The sequence below is a fragment of the Pseudocitrobacter faecalis genome, from assembly GCF_965231525.1.
In the GTDB taxonomy this organism is placed as follows: Bacteria; Pseudomonadota; Gammaproteobacteria; order Enterobacterales; family Enterobacteriaceae; genus Pseudocitrobacter; species Pseudocitrobacter faecalis.
The window spans coordinates 230,690-247,912 of sequence record NZ_CBDDNJ010000002.1; the positions used below are offsets into that span (position 1 = coordinate 230,690).

The window sequence follows — 17,223 nt, forward strand, 5'->3', positions numbered from 1 at the left end:
CTTAGTTATAGATTAACGTGTAGTTTGCGGTGGCGGTTACGCCGCCAGCGGTGACAGTATTCGCGCCAATTTTTTCCATCCAGGCCTGAAACGGCAGGATTTGGGTCGCAGAGTCTGGGTTCAGCGCGAGTTCTTTTGCGGTACCCAGAGTAATATTCGCACCAGTGGAATCCATTAAGCGAACGCCGACATTGCTTGCGCCGCCAGCAAAGGTGTTACTGAGCAGACCCGGATTGCTGGCGACAACGTTACTGCTGGTGAAGGTCACTTTCACTTTAGAAAGGGGTTGGCCCTTACCATCATCAGAGCTGGGCAGTGCGCAGTTCTCCAGCGTAATGCTTGAATCTTTGGCTTCAGAGTGGGTATTGGCGTTAATGAAGGTATCCGTCACTTCACCGAGATCGACTTTTTTATCGATATCGTCAGCTTTAATAGAGCACGGCGCGCTGATGACCAGCCCGGTAAAGGTGATTTTGCCGCCACCGCCATCAATATCATCTGCCAGGGCATACCCTGAGGCGAGTACAGAAATGGCTAACGCCAGCAGCGTTTTCTTTCCTGAATTCATGTGATATATCCTTTGAAATTAAATGCAAACGTTATTTTTGAATAATATAAAGTCGGATTATATCTGAAGGGAAGTAATGGTGGTTTTAGTTAAATTACAATCAATCGGCAGTTGAAGTTAAATAATTTGCTCAGAATAATATTGTTTAATTTAATTATTGATGCGGTGATTGTGTTTTGATTTTTATGCAATATTAAGCCGGGTGAACAATAGGGTTAGATATCATAATAATCAATGATCTATATGTTTTTTTTAGGAATATATTTAGTCTCAAATTGTAATGCTATCGGATGAGCTATACGCCGTACTGCTGCCAGCCATACGGCGTAAACCATTTAACCTAACCCAATCGATTGTAACAGAACCAAACTGAGCCCCATCACCGACATGCCGCACAGCACGCCATAGCTGGGGTTATTATTGGGGTCTATCTCTTTTGCCAGCGGCATCAGTTCATCGACGGAGAGGGCGACCATAATACCAGCCACTGCCGCCATAATCGCTGCCATCACCACCGGCGACACCAGGCTACCCAGGATCAACCATGCCAGTACGCCGCCAAGAATTTCCGCCATGCCGGAGATGCCAGCCCAGAATACGGCCTTGCGTTTTGAGCCTGTAGCTGCGTAGATCGGCCCGGAAACCGCTAACCCTTCAGGAATATTGTGTAATGCCACGGCGAAGGCGATGCCGAACCCCAGCTCCAGGTTGCTGCTTGCCGTGACAAACGTCGCGATGCCTTCAGGAAAATTGTGCAGGCTAATCCCAAGCGTCAGCAGGATTGCGGTACGTCGAAGATTGGGTGGAAGAGGCTTAACATCAGCGGGAACCAGATCCTGCGGATGTGCGTGCGGCAACATGCGGTCGAGCGCAAAATAGCCAAGTAGCCCGACGACAAACATGCCGTAGCCCAGAACAGGGGACATTCCTTCGGCATCCAGTGCGGCAGGAAGCATCTCCATCAGTGAAATCAGCAGCATAATGCCTGCCGCGAAGCCAAGGGAAAAGGCCAGAACGCGGTTAGAGGGTTTTTGACCAATAACACCCAGAACTGCGCCAATAAACGTGGCGGCACCTGCTAACAACGTCAGAATAAGAGGGACTGACATCGCTCACTCCTTATGATAATGATTATCATTTATATTATTAGAGATTGTCATCCATTACGAGAGGCGCATTGCTTCTTTACGTCACCTTACATTCAAAATTTCTGAAGATCTTCATCATGGTTATCTGAGTTCCTCCTCCAGAATTCCAGGTTAAGGTGTTGCTATCAGAAAATACCTCTACAAAGGATAACATCATGTCTCGTACCCGAATGCCAGCGTTGTTTTTAGGTCACGGCAGCCCAATGAACGTGCTGGAGGACAACATCTATACCCGTACCTGGCAGCATCTGGGCGAGACATTGCCCCGTCCACAAGCGATTGTGGTGATTTCAGCTCACTGGTTCACCCGTGGCACCGGCGTGACGGCTATGGAAACACCGAAAACGATCCATGATTTTGGCGGCTTCCCGCAGGCGCTGTATGACATTCATTATCCGGCACCGGGGTCTCCGGCGCTGGCGCAGAGGCTGGTCGAGTTACTGTCGCCGGTACCTGTCACGCTGGATAACGAAGCGTGGGGCTTTGACCATGGCTCGTGGGGCGTGCTGATCAAAATGTACCCGAATGCAGACATTCCGATGGTACAGTTGAGTATCGACAGCACTAAACCGGCGGCGTGGCATATGGAGATGGGGCGTAAGCTTGCCAGTCTGCGCGATGAGGGGATTATGCTGGTGGCCAGCGGCAACGTGGTGCATAACCTGCGAACCGCCAAATGGCATGGTGATGGCACGCCATATCCGTGGGCATCATCCTTTAATGAGTATGTGAAAGCGAATCTGAGCTGGAAAGGGCCAGTGGCTGCGCATCCGCTGGTGAATTATCTGGAGCACGAAGGGGGCGCGTTATCGAATCCGACGCCGGATCATTTCCTGCCTCTGCTGTATGTTTTGGGCGCATGGGATGGCGAAGAGCCGATTTCGATCCCGGTGGACGGGCTGGAAATGGGAAGCTTAAGTATGCTGTCGGTGCAGATCGGATAGCAGAAAAAAGCCCGGCGTCGCCGGGCTTCAGGAGTCTTACTCGACAAAAATATGCGGATAGAAGCGGGAAAGATCCTGGGTGATCAGCGCCCGGTCTTCGCGAATGCCGATCCCCGCGGGTTGATCGTTGATAAGCCAGCTGCCAATCAGCGTATAGCTGTCGCCAAATTTCGGCAGCGGATGGAACTGCTGCACGATCATGCCTTCTTCGCCATAAGGGCCGTCAACTTCTTCCAGCGTTTTGCCGTTCTCAATGATCGAGATGTTAGCGCCTTCGCGTGAGAAGATCGGTTTCACCACATATTTGTCCATTTGCGGATGATCGTCTTCGGCAAAATAAGCGGGCAGCAAATTCGGGTGATCCGGGAACATTTCCCACAGCAGCGGCAGCAGCGCTTTGTTGGAAATTATGCTCTTCCATGCCGGTTCTAGCCAGCGTACACCCGCGTCTTCCAGCTTGGTTGAAAACATCTCGCGCAGCATGTACTCCCACGGATAGAGCTTGAAGAGATTGCCGATAACCTGATCCTGAAGATCGGTAAACTGACCTTTTTCACCCAGGCCAATATCGTCGATATAAAGGAATTCGGTGGCCATTTCCGCTTCTGCCGCGCAGTCCTGCAGATATTGCACAGTTCCGCGATCTTCCACGGTATCGCGACAGCAGGTCAGGTGAAGTAGCTGAAAACCGTGCTGCTCACGCAGTTCGGTGAAGCGCGCGATGATCTTTTCTTGCAGGCTGTTGAACTGATCGCTGCCTTCCGGCAGGTTACCGGAATTGAGCTGATCTTCCAGCCAGATCCACTGGAAGAACGCGGCTTCGTACAGTGAAGTTGGGGTATCGGCGTTGTTCTCAAGCAGCTTCGGCTCGCCCACGCCGTCCCACGCCAGATCCATGCGTGAATAGAGCGAAGGTTGATGCGTCAGCCAGGACTGACGCACAAAGCCCCAGGTGTGTTTGGGAATGCGGAATTTGGTCATCAGCTCATCGCTGGCGACCACGCGCTCGACCACTTTTAAACACATCTGGTGCAGTTCGGCGGTGACCTCTTCCAGTTTTTCAACCTGCGCCAAAGTCAGCTTGTAATAGGCTTCCTCGCTCCAGTACGGCTCGCCATACATGGTGTGAAAGTTAAAGCCATATTCGGTAGCTTTTTCACGCCAGTCCGGGCGCTCTGTAATACTGATTCTTTCCATGAGACTTAGCCGCCCATTGAGCGAGAAGAGGTGCCGGACGCGCTGCTACGCTGCATTGTCGCTTGTTTAGCGACAGACTCGCCAAACCCACCACGAGTGACCGTGCTGGTGGTCGCCGGTTTTGGCGCCATTGCGGTTTTCGGTACCGTCATGGTGCGGCCTGGCTGTGCGGCACCGTAGTTTTTGCCGCTGGCGTCGGTGTATTTACCATATGCCGGGCTGGACGGGTTTTTAGAGGTGAACACCGGTTGCTGCTGGAAGCCCGCACCGCCGCTCATCATACGACCCATCATGTAACCGGCCATCAACGGCATCCAGAAGCTGCCGCTGCTTTGCGCCTGTGCCTGGTTTTCTGGCGCAACACCTGCCTGAGCTGGCGTTTGCTGACACTGACCTTCACCAAATTCCGCGACGCAATCTTCACGCGTGGCATATTTCGGCGCAGTACGTTCCGCTTCTTTCTGTGCGTTATTAAAGGCAGTGGTGCATTCCGCACTTTTCCCCGGGTTGGCGGCCGAGCAGTCGTCCGCGTTTTGATACAGAGTGACCGTTTCGTCGCTTTGTTCACAGCCCGCCAGCATAAAAACGGCGGTGACGGCGAAAGCAACCGGTGTTAAATGGCGTGCACTCCAGCTTTTGCGAAAAGCGGCGTGCTTAATATTATTTGTCCGTTTCATCGTTATCTTCCTGGACCCAGTGGTAGAGCATTAGCGCTCAGGATAGTGGATGACTGGTTGAAAATGAAGCGAGAAGGGGAAGAAACAGTGGGATCTTTACGTTGCCTTACGTTCTGCGCAATGTAAAACGCCACGCGTGTTCGGCGTGGCGTTTTTATACGGCGTTGAGCTTAACGATTCGCGGTAGTGGTCGCGCCGTTATAGCCGTCTGCTGAGGCGTCCTGCTGCGGATTTTCCGGGGCCACGGACTCAGGCGTCGTGGATACCGGTTTACCCAGCGTGCTGTTCAGCGCCTGCAGATCCTGCTCGTTCAGCGTACCCAGCGCAGATTTTATATTCAGCTGGTTAATCAGGTAGTTATAACGTGCGCTGGAGAGTTGCTGTTTCGCGTTATACAGCGTGGTCGTCGCATCCAACACGTCGACAATGGTACGGGTACCGACTGAGTAACCGGCTTCCATCGCGTCTAATGAGCTCTGCGCAGAGACAACGGCTTGTTTATAGGCGTTGATGCTGCTGATAGAGGCATTGACGTTGTTGAAGGAGGAACGCACGGTTTGAACCACGGTACGGTGCGCGCTTTCCAGTTGCTCGCTTGCGCCAACGAAGTTGTACTGCGCCTGTTTAACCTGAGAAGTCACCGAACCGCCGCTGTAAATGGGCAGGTTGAAGCTCAGGCCGATAGAGTTCTGGCCGATATCGCGGTCAGCATAGGTGGAACCGCCGGTTTTGCTGCCATCATACTTGGTATTGGACACGCTGGTGGAAGCGTTGAGGTCCAGGGTCGGCAGGTGACCGTCCTGTGCCTGACGGATCTGCTCACGAGCCAGGTCCTGGCTCAGACGTGCCTGCAGCAGCGACAAGTTGCGGCTTTCCGCTTCTTTCAGCAGCGCATTGACCGCTTTCGGCTTATCGGTGGAGAAGCTGTCAACGTTCAGCGAAGAGAGTTCCGGGTAGTAGTTACCGGTGACCTGACGCAGCGCTTCAACGGCGTTGTCGAGATTATTGCGTGCGGTCACTTCATTCGCCAGCACGGTATCGTACTGTGAGCGGGCGTTCTGAACGTCGGTAATGGCAACCAGACCGACGTTAAAGCGCTGAGTGGTTTGATCCAACTGACGGTAGATAGCCTGTTTCTGCGCTTCAGTATAGGAAAGCGCATCAATCGCGCTCAGCACGTTAAAGTAGGCCGTCGCCGTGTTCAGAATAAGCTGTTGCTGGTCAGTCTGATACGTGACGTCCTGAATACCGGCGCTTTTTTCTTGCAGCGTCAGGGCGCGCCATTTCGACATATCAAACAACGTTTGCGTTAACTGCAGTGACGCACTGCTGACGTTGGAGTTTACGCCGTTGTTGTCACGGTAGCCGTTGGTATAGGTATAATCAGCACCCAGGCCAAGCTGTGGCAACAGTGGGCTACGCGCTTCGTTGATCTTTTCAAATGCGGCATCGCGGTCTGCTGCGGATTTACGCAGGTCAGGGTTGCTTAAACGCGCCTGCTGATACACTTGCAGCAGGTTCTCTGCCTGGCTCATTGCGCTGAAACCCGTAAGGCTCAGGCCAATAAGGATGGGGAGCAATTTCTTCATTTGCATTCCTTGTTGTGAAGCTTAGCGCTGATCTAATTCAGAAAAATATTCGCCGATTGTATCAGAGTCTGCCAGCTTAAAAAGTTGGCGTAATGTGCCATGCGGCGTTAATTTGCATCAATCTAGCATACAGGCAGCTAAACGGTAGCCAAACTGACCCGAATTCCACAATTTCATCACAAATGCATTTGGAACCAATCATGACTAAGACGAATGACTCAGTGGTTACGTTCTCGAAAAACGATGTAGAAATTATTGCACGGGAAACGCTGTACAGCGGTTTTTTTTCGCTTGATTTGTATCGTTTTCGTCACCGTTTATTTAACGGAGAAATGAGCGGCGAAGTAAAACGCGAAATTTTTGAGCGCGGTCACGCCGCAGTCTTGCTACCCTTTGACCCTGTGCGGGACGAAGTTGTGCTGATTGAACAGATCCGCATCGCCGCTTTCGACACCAGCGAAAGCCCGTGGTTGCTGGAGATGGTGGCTGGTATGATCGAAGAAGGCGAAACCATCGAAGAGGTGGCGCGCCGCGAAGCCGTGGAAGAAGCGGGCTTAATCGTCGGACGCACGAAAAAAATACTGAGTTACCTGGCAAGCCCGGGGGGAACCAGTGAGCGCCTCTCTGTATTAGCGGGCGAAGTCGACGCAACGACGGCCAAAGGCATTCATGGCCTGGCAGAAGAAAACGAAGACATTCGGGTTCATGTGGTAAGTCGGGAACAAGCTTATCAGTGGGTAGAAGAGGGAAAAATCGACAACGCGGCGACGGTCATCGCTTTGCAATGGCTGCAACTGCATTATCAAGACTTACGACAAGAGTGGTTAAAATGAAGCGCTATACACCTGACTTCCCTGAAATGATGCGGCTGTGCGAAACCAATTTCGCCCAGTTACGCCGATTACTGCCGCGCACAGATGCGCCCGGCGACGCAGTGAACTATCAGGTGGCGAATGCGCAATATCGGTTAACGATTGTCGAATCGACGCGTTACACGACGCTGGTAGAGATAGAACAAACGCACCCGAAGATCAGCTACTGGAGCCTGCCGTCCATGACGGTACGCCTGTATCATGATGCCATGGTGGCTGAAGTGTGTTCGAGCCAGCAGATTTTTCGCTTCAAAGCACGTTATGATTATCCTAATAAAAAGTTGCATCAACGCGACGAAAAGCATCAAATTAACCAGTTTCTGGCTGACTGGTTACGTTACTGTTTAGCATATGGAGCGATGGCGATTCCGGTTTAAGCATCGTGAAACCTAAGGACACCATTTGGAAAGCCTGTTAAACCTTCCGCTGGCTGGTGGGGCCAGTGTCAGGTTACTGCAAATTACTGATACTCACCTGTTCGCTAAAAAAAGTGAAACGCTGTTAGGCGTGAATACCTGGGACAGTTATCACGCCGTGCTTGAGGCAATCAACGCCTCGCAGCGTGAAGTGGATCTGGTGGTCGCGACTGGCGACTTAGCGCAGGATCACACCTCCGCGGCCTATCAGCACTTCGCTGAAGGCATCGCGCGATTTTCTGCGCCCTGCGTTTGGCTGCCGGGTAACCATGACTTCCAACCCGCCATGTACAGCACGCTACAGGATGCTGGGATCTCCCCGGCCAAGCGTGTGATGGTGGGGGAGCACTGGCAAATCCTGCTGCTCGACAGCCAGGTCTTTGGCGTGCCGCACGGCGAACTGAGCGAATTTCAACTGGAGTGGCTGGAAAAACGGCTGGCAGAAGCGCCGGAACGTCACACGCTGCTGCTGTTGCACCATCATCCATTGCCTGCGGGCTGTAGCTGGCTCGATCAGCACAGTTTGCGCAATGCCGCGTCGCTGGATAACGTGCTGGTGAATTTCCCGAAGGTGAAAAATCTGCTCTGCGGCCACATTCACCAGGAGCTGGATCTCGACTGGAATGGCCGTCGGATGATGGCGACACCGTCTACTTGTGTGCAGTTTAAACCCCATTGCGCCAACTTTACGCTGGATACGATTTCGCCGGGCTGGCGCTGGCTGGAACTGCATGCCGATGGCTCGCTGACCACCGAAGTTTGCCGCCTTGCCGGGTCGGAGTTTCACCCGGATACCGCGTCAGAAGGATACTGATGGCTACGCTTCTCTACCTGCATGGGTTTAACAGCTCACCCTGGTCTGCCAAAGCGACGGCGTTGAAAACGTGGCTGGCGGAGCACTATCCGGATATCACCATGGTGATCCCCCAGTTGCCGTCCTATCCTGCTGACGCCGCAGAAATGCTGGAGGCGCTGGTGTTAAAGCACGGGGGCGAACCGCTGGGTGTGGTCGGCTCCTCGCTGGGCGGCTATTATGCGACCTGGCTGTCGCAGTGTTTCATGTTGCCCGCTGTGGTGGTGAACCCGGCGATACGCCCGTATGAGTTGCTAACGAACTTCCTCGGTCCGAACGAGAATCCCTACACCGGTGAGCATTATGTGCTAGAGTCTCGCCATATTTACGATCTCAAAGTGATGCGAATTGACCCGCTGGAAGCGCCGGATCTCATCTGGCTATTGCAGCAAACGGGCGATGAAGTGCTTGATTACCGCCAGGCCGTTGACTATTTCGCCTCCTGCCGCCAAACGGTAGAGGAGGGCGGTAATCACGCATTTGTTGGTTTTGAAGATCATTTCACACAGATTATCGACTTTCTGGGGCTGCATTAAGCCGCTCCCATTACCTACGAACAGATCATGACACAATCTTCTTATAACGCTGATGCCATTGAGGTACTCACCGGGCTTGAGCCGGTTCGCCGCCGTCCGGGAATGTACACGGATACCACACGCCCTAACCATCTCGGTCAGGAAGTGATCGATAACAGCGTCGATGAAGCGCTGGCGGGCCACGCAAAACGTGTCGAAGTCATTCTTCATGCTGACCAGTCGCTGGAAGTCATCGATGACGGGCGCGGCATGCCGGTCGACATTCACCCGGAAGAGGGTGTACCGGCGGTCGAGCTGATTCTGTGCCGCCTGCACGCGGGCGGTAAGTTTTCTAACAAAAACTACCAGTTCTCCGGTGGCCTGCACGGCGTGGGGATTTCGGTGGTTAACGCCTTGTCCAAACGTGTGGAAGTAAACGTGCGTCGCGACGGGCAGGTTTACAGCATTGCCTTTGAAAATGGCGATAAAGTGGAAGACCTGCACGTTACCGGTACCTGCGGTAAACGCAATACCGGCACCAGCGTCCACTTCTGGCCAGATGAAAGCTTCTTCGATACTCCGCGCTTCTCCGTTTCACGTCTCAACCACGTGCTGAAAGCGAAAGCGGTGCTTTGCCCTGGTGTGGAAATTGTCTTTAAGGACAAAGTGAATAACACCGAGCAGAGCTGGCGTTATGAAGATGGCTTGACAGATTATCTGAAAGAAGCGGTGAACGGCTTGCCGACGCTGCCGGAACAGCCGTTTGTCGGGACGTTCTCCGGTGAAACGGAAGCGGTTGACTGGGCGCTGCTGTGGCTACCGGAAGGCGGTGAACTGCTTGCTGAAAGCTACGTTAACCTGATCCCGACCATGCAGGGCGGAACGCACGTTAACGGTTTGCGTCAGGGCCTGCTCGACGCGATGCGCGAATTCTGTGAATACCGCAATATTCTGCCGCGCGGCGTGAAGCTGACGGCAGAGGATATCTGGGAACGCTGCGCCTACGTGTTGTCGGTGAAAATGCAGGATCCGCAATTTGCCGGCCAGACCAAAGAGCGTCTCTCTTCCCGCCAGTGCGCCGCATTTGTTTCCGGCGTGGTGAAAGATGCGTTTTCCCTGTGGCTGAACCAGAACGTTCAGGCCGCAGAAATGCTGGCCGAGATGGCCATTTCCAGCGCTCAGCGCCGTATGCGCGCGGCGAAAAAAGTGGTGCGTAAAAAACTGACCAGTGGCCCGGCGCTGCCCGGCAAACTGGCAGATTGCACCGCACAAGATCTCAATCGTACCGAACTGTTCCTCGTGGAAGGGGATTCTGCAGGCGGATCAGCCAAACAGGCGCGCGATCGTGAATATCAGGCGATCATGCCGTTGAAAGGGAAGATCCTTAACACCTGGGAAGTTTCATCGGATGAAGTGCTGGCCTCGCAGGAAGTACACGATATTTCTGTGGCGATCGGCATCGATCCGGACAGCGACGATCTCAGCCAGCTGCGTTACGGCAAGATCTGTATCCTCGCGGATGCGGATTCTGATGGTCTGCACATCGCGACGCTGCTGTGCGCGCTGTTTGTGAAGCACTTCCGCTCGGTAGTTAAGCAGGGGCACGTTTACGTGGCGCTGCCGCCGCTCTACCGCATCGATCTCGGCAAAGAAGTCTATTACGCCCTGACCGAAGAAGAGAAAGCGGGCGTGCTGGAACAGCTTAAGCGCAAGAAAGGGAAACCGAACGTTCAGCGCTTTAAAGGGCTGGGTGAAATGAACCCGATGCAGTTGCGTGAAACCACGCTGGATCCGAACACGCGCCGTCTGGTACAGCTGGTGATTGATGATGAAGATGAACAGCAAACCAACGCCATGATGGACATGCTGCTGGCCAAGAAGCGTTCGGAAGACCGCCGCAACTGGTTGCAGGAAAAAGGCGATATGGCGGATATTGAAGCCTGATTAAGACCCTCTCTGCGGAGAGGGTTTTCATATCACTGATGATTCTTACGATACTGCAACGGCGTCTCACCGATGCCTTTCTTAAACGAGCTGATGAACCATGTGGTATCGGCAAAACCGACCTGGCTTGCCACCTCAGCCACACTGATTGTGCTGTGCAGCAGTAATTCGCAGGCTCGCCGCAGCCGTATTGTATTCAAATAGTTATGAATATATTCCCCCGTCTCGACATGAAAGCGCCGTGAAAGATAGCTGCGTGATTTGCCGAGATCCTGCGCCAGTTTATCGAGACTGAATTTTTGCTGATAGTTCTCTTCAATCCAGAACATTACCGGGCTGGCGATGCCGCGGTTATCTTCCGGCATTTTTTCCTGCACCGGCGGCAGCATATGCAAAAGCGTCATCAACAGAGTGGTGACATGCTCCGCGCTTAGCCCTGAAGTGGCAAGCCCGGCGTAGAGAGTAAACAGATAATCGACGTGAACATGTGCGTCGGCAAGGTCGGCAACAAAGGCGGGGCCAGCGCGCTGAGACAGCATTTGCAGACGGCTACGCGCATCGGGAAAGTCGCGCAGCAGGCGAAGAATCGCATGCTGATCGAGATGAATTATCGTGCGGCGGTAGCTGTCCTGAGCCTGTTCATCCACCCTCACTTTGTGCAGCGTAAACGGCGGGAAGAAAAACAGCCGCCCCGGACGCATGGTGTACTGGCGATTATCGACAATCACCACGCCGAACCCCTCCTCGACGTACAGCACTTCCAGACACTGATGCCAGTGGTGATAGCGCACGCTGTTGGCGTACAGACGGCTGAACGATGCCACCTTGTCGTTCAGTGTGATCAGCTCCAGATGTTCCGAATTTAATGTTGTACTCATAGCAACAGAATTAAATTTTTACGTAATAATCCCCACAACTAAACCACCGTTTTAAATTTTATCAAGTCGCGGTTTATTTATTCATATCAGTTGTGACCGGGTTAACACTTCACCGCACGCCTGACTCTCTATGCTTGTACCACTTTCGGGGATGGCTAAGCAGAGGATTCTGGCGGTGATGGAAAAATCAAATTCATTGTCTTCACGTGAAGAGGTGGTGACCGCGCTCACGAGCATGTTGAGTGCGCTGGATAAACAGTTTCCCGCCGGTGCGGCGCAATTCTCGTTGGGTGATACCTGCGCGCATTACAGTGTGGATATTGCCGAAATGGAAGGGCTGTCACGCGCGCTGTGGGGCCTTTTTCCGCTGCTGGCGGGTGGGGAAGAAGTGCCATTCAGCGATAAATATTTCACCGCCATTAAGCGCGGCACCGACCCACATAGCCCGGCGTACTGGGGCGAAACGGGCCCGTACGATCAGCGTCTGGTCGAGATGGCGGCCTATGGCCTTGGGTTGGCGCTGTTACAGGGCCGTTTCACCGATCATTTCAGCGCCGCTGAGCTGAATAACCTGCACCGCTGGTTGGATCAAATCACCGATTCACAAATGCCGGACAGCAACTGGAACTACTTTGCCATCATGGTACAACTGGGCTTTAAGCGCGCTGGTCTGCCTTACGATCGCCTGGCTGTCGATAAGCGCTTCGCGATGATGGAAGCCTACTATCTGGGCGATGGCTGGTACTCGGACGGCCCCGGGCGGCCCAAAGATTATTACATCTCAATGGCGTTTCATTTCTATGGATTGATCTACGCCACGCTTAACGGCAGCGACGATCCGCTGCGTGCGGCAACTCTCCGCGAACGCGCCACGCTGTTTGCCCGCGACTTCATCTATCTCAGCGCCGCCGATGGCGCTTGTGTACCGTTTGGCCGCAGCCTGACCTACCGTTTTGCGATGGTCGCCTTCTGGAGCGGCGTGGCCTTCGCCGGGCTGGATGTCTTCTCGCCGGGCGTGGTGAAGGGCATCATTCTGCGTCATCTGCGCTGGTGGCTGGAAAAACCGATTTTCGATCGCGACGGTATTTTGACCCTCGGTTTTGCCTACCCGAATCTGGCGATGTGCGAGGATTACAACTCACCGGGGTCGCCATACTGGGCGCTGAAGGTCTTTTTGATTCTGGCGCTTGCGGCGGATCATCCGTTCTGGCTGGCGGAAGAACTGCCATTGCCCACGCTGGACGATGTTCATGTGATAGCCCCCGCGCAGCAGGTTTTGCAGCACAGCGAACATTCGCAGCACGTTGTGATGCTCACTTCCGGCCAGCTGGAGCTGAACAATTATGTGAACACCGACGCTAAGTACACCAAATTCGCTTACTCCAGCCGTTTTGGTTTCACCATCGAGCGCGGGCGTTATGGCATTAAACATGCGGCCAGCGACTCCATGCTGCTGCTTGCTGAGAACGATAACCACTGGCGTGGACGTCGGGAATGCGAAAGCGTCGAGATTCAGGAGAGTGCGATTGTGTCGCGCTGGTCGCCCTGGCGGGACGTGCATGTCACCACCTGGCTTATCCCGGCGGGGGAGTGGCACGTGCGCGTGCATCGTCTGGATACCGCACGTCATTTGCAAAGTGCCGAGGGCGGTTTCGCGGTGATGAAGGCCGATGTGCAGCAGGGGGAAGGCCGGTGTCAGATTACCGCGCGTAATGGCGTCAGCGTGATTGCCGATCTCTCGCCAACGCTTTCGCGCCAGAGCGATGCGGTCGTGACGCCGCCGAATAGCAGCATTATGTTCGCCGAATGTGCGTCGATTCCGCTACTCACTGTCGACCTGACGCCGGGTGAACACTGGCTCTGTTGTGCGGTGGCTGCCAGCGGCGACGTTAAGAAAAAATATCACCAGCCGCCACGGTTGGTTATTGAAAAAAATACGCTCAGGGTAATGGGTGCCTTAGACAAACAATATGCCGCTCTGAGTTTTTAATTTTCCGGGTGCAAGCCCGGAATACTCTCTGTTGACCCTATATGCTTTCGTCGAGGATGGTATGGAAAAGTTATCGTCTCAAAACAGGCTTGAATATTACAAAATAAGTACTTTTATCTTTCTCTACTTTTTTACCTGGTCCGCCAGTATTGGTTTATTCGCTATATGGCTAGGGCAAAAAGCCAATTTAAGCGGTACGGTGATAGGGACTGTTTTTGCGGTGAACGGTATCTTTGCCGTCATCCTGAAACCAATTTACGGTTATATTCTCGATAAAATTGGCATGAGTAAATGCCTGCTCTATTTTGTCGTTGCGGTCTCAGCCCTGATGGCACCATTTTTTATTTATGTCTATCAGCCGCTCCTGCTGTCGCACACCATGCTGGGGATTATTGTCGGTGCGATTTATCTGAGCTTCGCCTGGTACGCGGGAGTAGCGGCCTGTGAATCCTATGCAGACCGTTACAGCCGCTTAAACGGCATGGAGTTCGGCCAGATTCGTATGTGGGGATCGCTCGGTTGGGCGGTGGCATCTTCCTTCTCAGGCCTGCTGTTTAACATCTCGCCCGCCTGGAACTTTATTATGGGCAGCGTGACGTCGATTATCATGCTGGTGGTGCTGATTAGCCTGAAAGTGAACACTAACTCCGTATATGCAGGCGAGGTACTGACCAAAGACAAAATCGCCCTGGCTGATGTCTATGCCCTGCTGCGAAGTGGCAAGTTCTGGGCCTTCTGTATGTATGTCTCTGGCGTGGCGTGGATGATGTTTATCGCCGAGCAGCAGTTCTCGCGCTACTTCGTCACCTTCTTCGAGGATGTTCATCAGGGCAACGCGATATTTGGTTATCTCGGCACCGTGCAGTCGGGTATCGAATTCCTGATGTATATGTTTATCCCGCTGGTAGTGAATTATATCGGTGCCAAACGAGGCTTATTAATCGTCGGCGCCGTGGTCGGTGCACGTCTGATTGTTTCCGGTCTGTGCGATTCCCATCTGCTTATTTCCGTACTGAAACCGCTTTATGGTCTGGAAATCTGTTTGCTGCTGGTGTCGGTATTTAAATATATCGCTGAGCATTTTGATAAACGCGTCAATGCGACCATGTACCTGCTTGGCTACCAGGCGATGTTATATGTTGGCAACGTCGTCGTTTCTTCACCTGCGGGTATTCTTTATGACCGCATAGGTTTTGAAAAAACGTACATCCTGATGGGCTCAATCGCCTTGCTGTTTACTGTCATCTCGGCATTTACCTTATCCGCCTGTCGTACCCAACGCAACCGCGCCGTGGCGCTGAATGTGGCTGAAAACAATGCGGGTAAATAATCCTGAACCGAAGAGTAATAAGGACACGAAAATGCACAAATCCGTCGTTGAGGAAACATTACCGGAATTTCCGGGCGCGCCAGTGAACATGGACGCGTTTAATGATGAAATGGGGGCTGCGCGACAGCACGTACTCACACTGATTCGCCGTCATATGGCTGAGTTTGGTGAAAAATTTCCGGCGGAGACCTGTGAAAAAGGATTTTACCCGCTGACGGAAAACGTCGAATGGACCACCAGTTTCTGGACCGGCCAACTGTGGCTCGCCTGGGAGATGAGCGGTGATGAGGCTTTCCGCACGCTGGCGGAAAAACATGTGCGCTCGTTTGGCCTGCGTATTGCCGGGCGACACGACACCAACACGCACGATCTTGGTTTTTTATATACGCTCTCCTGCGTGGCCGCCTGGCGTCTGACGGGAAATCGTGATGCACGCGGTTTCTCACTACTGGCCGCCGAAGCGCTGCTGGAACGTTTTCATCGCAAAGCCGAGATCATTCAGGCATGGGGCGATCTCAAGGATCCCGCGCAGGCCGGGCGCATGATCATCGACTGCACCATGAACCTGCCGCTGCTTTACTGGGCCAGCGAACAAACCGGTGACCCGCGTTTTGCTGATGCAGCGAAAGCGCATGTGCGCCAGTCGGCGAAATATCTGGTGCGCGACGATGCATCAACCTACCACACCTACTATATGGATGTGCAGACCGGCGCGCCGCGTTTTGGCAATACGCAGCAGGGCTACGCGGATGACTCCTGCTGGTCGCGCGGGCAGGCGTGGGGCATCTACGGTTTTATGCTGAGTTACCTCTACACCGGTGACAGAGAACTGATTAGCCTGTCGAAAAAGCTGGCGAACTACTTTCTCAATCGTCTGCCGGAGGATGCGGTATGCCACTGGGATCTGGCGTTGCAGGGGACGGATGCGTTACGTGATTCCTCTTCGGCGGCGATTGCAGTTTGCGGCCTGCTGGAGTTGGTGAAATCTCTGCCGGTCATCGATCCGGATCGCGCGCGCTATCAGCAATGGGCGATGGGGATGATGTCGTCGCTGACGAAGCATTATCTGGCGGGGTTAGACGAGCCGGGTAACGGCTTGCTGAAACACTCGGTCTACCATTTAGCCGGGAACAAGGGCGTGGATGAGTGCAGTAGCTGGGGGGATTATTTCTATGTGGAAGCGCTGGTGCGCATGACGCAGAGCTGGAAATTGTACTGGTGAGTCATTGCCCGGTGGCGCTGCGCTTCCCGGGCCAACATTATCATGTTGCCGGGGACGCTTACGTGCCACCCGGCAAAACACTGGAACGTTAAACGCCCGCTTCCAGGATACGAATAGACATATCCAGCACGTCGTTTTTCACCGCTTCACTGTAGGCTTTCATATGCGGGGTCTGCAGGTGCGCTTCAAGATGCGCGATGCTTTCCCACTGCTCAACCATCACGATAGAGTCGGGGGACGTGGTCTGGAAGCTCACGCCTGCGGCATGGTCAACCATCGGCGCGTAGCCGTGGCAGCCTTCTTCCTGCAAAACGGTCGGGATGATTTTCGCAAACTGATCCAGAACCGCCTGACGATGGTGTTGGCCCGGACGTGTACGAATCTCTGCAATAACTGTCAACATAGTAAACTCCTTCTTAATCCAGCTTCCCAGTTAAGCAAAAATTTTACCAAGATGCTCGCGGTATTCTGCAATATAACGTGGAACGTCAGGCATTTTGATAACGTCGTTGGCGATAAAGGTCGGCAGCGCTTCCATTCCCAGGAACTGGTTGGCTTTGTGGAACGGCAGATAAACACCGTCTACGCCCACGCCATGGAAGAACTGTTCTTTATCGGTGAACGCTTCCATCGGCGCGTTCCAGGTCAGGGAAAGCATATAGGTTTTGCCCTGAATCAGACCACCGGAGCCATATTTTTTGCTGGCATCGGAACGGGTGCGGCCATCGCTGGCATACAGAGAACCGTGGCCTTCGGTGAACACGTCATCGATATATTTTTTCACGGTCCACGGTGCGCCCATCCACCAGCCCGGCATCTGCCAGATAACGGAGTCCGCCCACAGAAAGTTTTGGACTTCGGCCTTAACGTCGTAATCGCTGTCGGCGCGCACAACTTTAACATCATGCCCGGCGTCGCGCAGGAAGCTTTCCGCGACCTCGGTCATGGTGTCGTTCAGTTGACCGTTAGAGTGGCCGAATTTTTTTCCGCCGTTAATAATCAGTATGTTGCTCATTTTTTGTCCTCGATGAAAAGCGTTTGGCTGTCATAATACTCCTCCGGACGAAGCGTGAATATGAG

17 protein-coding genes are annotated in these 17,223 nt (G+C 53.4%); 9 read left to right on the forward strand and 8 right to left on the reverse strand.

The genetic code is table 11. The features are described 5' to 3' along the window. Window position 1 precedes the first annotated feature (1 nt). Entirely contained in the window at window positions 2-568 is a 567-nt protein-coding gene (locus tag ACOXYR_RS01760; RefSeq protein WP_113858961.1) for a fimbrial protein, read from the reverse strand. 335 nt (window positions 569-903) lie between these two features. Then, on the reverse strand, window positions 904-1,677 hold the full coding sequence (zupT, locus tag ACOXYR_RS01765; protein WP_108475091.1) for a zinc transporter ZupT: 774 nt from the start codon (window positions 1,675-1,677) through the stop codon (window positions 904-906). Between the two features lie 194 nt (window positions 1,678-1,871). Between zupT and ygiD the strand changes: the two genes are divergently transcribed. Beyond that, a complete protein-coding gene (gene ygiD / locus ACOXYR_RS01770; RefSeq protein ID WP_421355387.1) occupies window positions 1,872-2,660 on the forward strand; it encodes a 4,5-DOPA-extradiol-dioxygenase in 789 nt (262 codons plus the stop codon). Between the two features lie 36 nt (window positions 2,661-2,696). Here the strand turns inward: ygiD and ACOXYR_RS01775 are convergent, their stop codons facing one another. The 3 genes from ACOXYR_RS01775 to tolC all read right to left on the reverse strand — a co-directional run bounded on the left by ACOXYR_RS01775 (window position 2,697) and on the right by tolC (window position 6,123). After that, a complete protein-coding gene (locus tag ACOXYR_RS01775; protein WP_421355386.1) occupies window positions 2,697-3,857 on the reverse strand; it encodes a glutathionylspermidine synthase family protein in 1,161 nt (386 codons plus the stop codon). Between the two features lie 5 nt (window positions 3,858-3,862). Further along, window positions 3,863-4,534, reverse strand: a complete 672-nt coding sequence (locus ACOXYR_RS01780) for a DUF1190 family protein (protein ID WP_108475094.1) — start codon at window positions 4,532-4,534, stop codon at window positions 3,863-3,865. Window positions 4,535-4,704: 170 nt separating this feature from the next. Then, entirely contained in the window at window positions 4,705-6,123 is a 1,419-nt protein-coding gene (gene tolC, locus ACOXYR_RS01785) for an outer membrane channel protein TolC (RefSeq protein WP_108475095.1), read from the reverse strand. Between the two features lie 200 nt (window positions 6,124-6,323). On the opposite strand from tolC, the gene nudF reads away from it, so the two are divergent. From nudF to parE, 5 genes are read left to right on the forward strand one after another with little or no spacing between them, the layout of a single operon-like run. Beyond that, window positions 6,324-6,956, forward strand: a complete 633-nt coding sequence (gene nudF / locus ACOXYR_RS01790; RefSeq protein WP_108475096.1) for an ADP-ribose diphosphatase — start codon at window positions 6,324-6,326, stop codon at window positions 6,954-6,956. Continuing rightward, a complete protein-coding gene (locus ACOXYR_RS01795; protein ID WP_108475097.1) occupies window positions 6,953-7,372 on the forward strand; it encodes a DUF1249 family protein in 420 nt (139 codons plus the stop codon). Before nudF ends, ACOXYR_RS01795 begins: the two co-directional genes overlap by 4 nt. 25 nt (window positions 7,373-7,397) lie before the next feature. Then, window positions 7,398-8,225 carry a 3',5'-cyclic-AMP phosphodiesterase gene (gene cpdA / locus ACOXYR_RS01800; RefSeq protein WP_108475098.1) on the forward strand — a complete coding sequence of 276 codons (828 nt, stop codon included), beginning with the start codon at window positions 7,398-7,400 and terminating at the stop codon, window positions 8,223-8,225. Further along, the gene (gene yqiA / locus ACOXYR_RS01805) at window positions 8,225-8,800 is read left to right on the forward strand and encodes an esterase YqiA (protein WP_108475099.1); all 576 of its coding nucleotides are present in this window, start codon (window positions 8,225-8,227) and stop codon (window positions 8,798-8,800) included. Before cpdA ends, yqiA begins: the two co-directional genes overlap by 1 nt. Before the next feature lie 27 nt (window positions 8,801-8,827). Continuing rightward, complete coding sequence (parE, locus tag ACOXYR_RS01810) at window positions 8,828-10,723, forward strand: DNA topoisomerase IV subunit B (RefSeq protein WP_108475100.1); 1,896 nt, start codon at window positions 8,828-8,830, stop codon at window positions 10,721-10,723. A 32-nt stretch (window positions 10,724-10,755) separates the two neighbouring features. Here the strand turns inward: parE and ACOXYR_RS01815 are convergent, their stop codons facing one another. Continuing rightward, entirely contained in the window at window positions 10,756-11,601 is an 846-nt protein-coding gene (locus ACOXYR_RS01815) for an AraC family transcriptional regulator (protein ID WP_108475101.1), read from the reverse strand. Between the two features lie 151 nt (window positions 11,602-11,752). On the opposite strand from ACOXYR_RS01815, the gene ACOXYR_RS01820 reads away from it, so the two are divergent. The 3 genes from ACOXYR_RS01820 (at window position 11,753) to ACOXYR_RS01830 (ending at window position 16,143) form a co-directional block, all read left to right on the forward strand. Beyond that, complete coding sequence (locus ACOXYR_RS01820; protein WP_421355385.1) at window positions 11,753-13,591, forward strand: DUF2264 domain-containing protein; 1,839 nt, start codon at window positions 11,753-11,755, stop codon at window positions 13,589-13,591. A 61-nt stretch (window positions 13,592-13,652) separates the two neighbouring features. Beyond that, window positions 13,653-14,921: an oligosaccharide MFS transporter gene (locus tag ACOXYR_RS01825; RefSeq protein WP_421355384.1), complete on the forward strand. Its 1,269-nt coding sequence runs from the start codon at window positions 13,653-13,655 to the stop codon at window positions 14,919-14,921. A gap of 31 nt (window positions 14,922-14,952) precedes the next feature. Then, window positions 14,953-16,143 (forward strand): glycoside hydrolase family 88 protein, encoded by a 1,191-nt coding sequence (locus ACOXYR_RS01830; protein WP_421355383.1) that lies wholly within the window; start codon window positions 14,953-14,955, stop codon window positions 16,141-16,143. Window positions 16,144-16,231: 88 nt separating this feature from the next. On the opposite strand, the gene ACOXYR_RS01835 is transcribed toward ACOXYR_RS01830, so the two are convergent. Both ACOXYR_RS01835 and ACOXYR_RS01840 read right to left on the reverse strand, forming a co-directional pair. Beyond that, on the reverse strand, window positions 16,232-16,546 hold the full coding sequence (locus ACOXYR_RS01835; RefSeq protein ID WP_108475105.1) for a putative quinol monooxygenase: 315 nt from the start codon (window positions 16,544-16,546) through the stop codon (window positions 16,232-16,234). A 30-nt stretch (window positions 16,547-16,576) separates the two neighbouring features. After that, window positions 16,577-17,158: an NAD(P)H-dependent oxidoreductase gene (locus ACOXYR_RS01840; RefSeq protein WP_015962981.1), complete on the reverse strand. Its 582-nt coding sequence runs from the start codon at window positions 17,156-17,158 to the stop codon at window positions 16,577-16,579. Window positions 17,159-17,223 lie beyond the last annotated feature (65 nt).

What these genes read in the sequence shown, in the direction of transcription:
- parE (WP_108475100.1), top strand. Translation starts at nt 8,828, where the DNA reads ATGACACAATCTTCTTATAACGCTGATGCCATTGAGGTACTCACCGGG.
- ACOXYR_RS01795 (WP_108475097.1), top strand. Translation starts at nt 6,953, where the DNA reads ATGAAGCGCTATACACCTGACTTCCCTGAAATGATGCGGCTGTGCGAA.
- nudF (WP_108475096.1), top strand. Translation starts at nt 6,324, where the DNA reads ATGACTAAGACGAATGACTCAGTGGTTACGTTCTCGAAAAACGATGTA.
- ACOXYR_RS01780 (WP_108475094.1), bottom strand. Translation starts at nt 4,534, where the DNA reads ATGAAACGGACAAATAATATTAAGCACGCCGCTTTTCGCAAAAGCTGG.
- ACOXYR_RS01835 (WP_108475105.1), bottom strand. Translation starts at nt 16,546, where the DNA reads ATGTTGACAGTTATTGCAGAGATTCGTACACGTCCGGGCCAACACCAT.
- ACOXYR_RS01840 (WP_015962981.1), bottom strand. Translation starts at nt 17,158, where the DNA reads ATGAGCAACATACTGATTATTAACGGCGGAAAAAAATTCGGCCACTCT.
- ACOXYR_RS01825 (WP_421355384.1), top strand. Translation starts at nt 13,653, where the DNA reads ATGGAAAAGTTATCGTCTCAAAACAGGCTTGAATATTACAAAATAAGT.
- ACOXYR_RS01815 (WP_108475101.1), bottom strand. Translation starts at nt 11,601, where the DNA reads ATGAGTACAACATTAAATTCGGAACATCTGGAGCTGATCACACTGAAC.
- ACOXYR_RS01760 (WP_113858961.1), bottom strand. Translation starts at nt 568, where the DNA reads ATGAATTCAGGAAAGAAAACGCTGCTGGCGTTAGCCATTTCTGTACTC.
- yqiA (WP_108475099.1), top strand. Translation starts at nt 8,225, where the DNA reads ATGGCTACGCTTCTCTACCTGCATGGGTTTAACAGCTCACCCTGGTCT.
- tolC (WP_108475095.1), bottom strand. Translation starts at nt 6,123, where the DNA reads ATGAAGAAATTGCTCCCCATCCTTATTGGCCTGAGCCTTACGGGTTTC.
- ACOXYR_RS01830 (WP_421355383.1), top strand. Translation starts at nt 14,953, where the DNA reads ATGCACAAATCCGTCGTTGAGGAAACATTACCGGAATTTCCGGGCGCG.
- ACOXYR_RS01775 (WP_421355386.1), bottom strand. Translation starts at nt 3,857, where the DNA reads ATGGAAAGAATCAGTATTACAGAGCGCCCGGACTGGCGTGAAAAAGCT.
- ygiD (WP_421355387.1), top strand. Translation starts at nt 1,872, where the DNA reads ATGTCTCGTACCCGAATGCCAGCGTTGTTTTTAGGTCACGGCAGCCCA.
- zupT (WP_108475091.1), bottom strand. Translation starts at nt 1,677, where the DNA reads ATGTCAGTCCCTCTTATTCTGACGTTGTTAGCAGGTGCCGCCACGTTT.
- ACOXYR_RS01820 (WP_421355385.1), top strand. Translation starts at nt 11,753, where the DNA reads ATGGCTAAGCAGAGGATTCTGGCGGTGATGGAAAAATCAAATTCATTG.